Source organism: Streptomyces sp. N35, from assembly GCF_016464295.1.
Lineage (GTDB): Bacteria > Actinomycetota > Actinomycetes > Streptomycetales > Streptomycetaceae > Streptomyces.
This window is the reverse complement of the sequence record NZ_JAEIMH010000085.1, coordinates 16447-17578: the sequence shown is the minus strand read 5'-3', so window position 1 is coordinate 17578 and position 1132 is coordinate 16447. Positions and strand designations below refer to the sequence as shown.

Here is a 1132-nt window from a genome sequence, read left to right as displayed (position 1 = left end):
TCCAGCGACATCCGAGGGAATGCCAAAAAAGCGGGGATTTAAGAGTTCCCGCAGGCGGGGGCGCCCCGTTACGAAGGGTGGCAGCGGCGTTCCGAGCGGCCAGCATTACGCTCGGACGGCACGACGGTCGTGACCGTGAAGGACGCCGCTTCGGAAAGGGATCCTGAAGTGAAGTACACGAAGGCTGCTGCGATCGTTGCCGGTTCCGTCATGGCTGTTGGTTTCGCCTCCCCGGCGATGGCTGACGACGCCCCCCGTGCGGCTGCGCCGGACGTCGAGAACCAGCTGCTCGACACCAAGACGGTCAACGACTCCAGCGCGAGCCTGGACGAGCTGACCGGCGTCACCAAGGACGCCGTGGACGCCAAGGTCCTGGTCGGCGAGCTCACCGGCGTCGTTCGCGAGGCCCGCGGTGCCGCCGACGACGTCACGGACAACGCCGTCAAGGCCGCCAACCAGACGGACATCGACGCGGCCGGCAAGGTCAACGAGGACACCAGGGCCGGTGCCCTGGGCGCCATGCCGCACCTCGGTGGCCTGCCGATCGGCTGAATCACCCCTCCTTCACGCGTCCTCGCCGCACCCCCGAGCGGCGGCAACGTGCACACCGCGGGCCCGGCGCGTTTCCTTGCGCCGGCCCCTCTTTTTGCTTTCTCCCGCCTTTTTCACGCCCCATTTGGCCGCCTCGGTTGGACCGACTGAATTAACTGTGTTACGGGTCGATAATTCGAGGTTATTTCTATGGAGCCTGAAGGAGGTAACCCCCATGAACAAGAACGTATTTGTACGCGGCGCCGGCCTTGTGTGCACCGCAGTCCTGATGCTCGGCGGTGCGGCTTCCGCCGCGTCCGCGTCCACCGTCGCTCCGGAGCCGGAGGTGGCCACGGCCGCCACGGCGGACGCGGCGCTCGAGGCCCTGGTCCACCTCGACCTCGCCGGACTGGTCGACGCGCTCATCCCGTCGGTGAGCGCCGAGGCCAGCGTCAACGCCGAGGCCGATGTCGACGCCGATGTCGACGCCACGGCGAAGTCCGACACGTCCGCGAGCGTCAGCGTCAACTGACCCGTTCGCCCGGCACGGGCCCGCGCCGCCCCCCCCCCGCGGGCGCCCTGCCCGTCTGGGGGGGGCACG

At 68.6% G+C, this 1132-nt stretch carries 2 protein-coding genes; both read left to right on the top strand.

The window, feature by feature from the left end; all coding sequences use genetic code 11:
• Positions 1-237: 237 nt before the first annotated feature.
• On the top strand, positions 238-552 hold the full coding sequence (locus JAO81_RS33730; RefSeq protein WP_199551787.1) for a hypothetical protein: 315 nt from the start codon (positions 238-240) through the stop codon (positions 550-552).
• 214 nt (positions 553-766) lie between these two features.
• Complete coding sequence (locus JAO81_RS33725; RefSeq protein WP_199551786.1) at positions 767-1063, top strand: hypothetical protein; 297 nt, start codon at positions 767-769, stop codon at positions 1061-1063.
• The last annotated feature ends 69 nt before the right edge of the window (positions 1064-1132 follow it).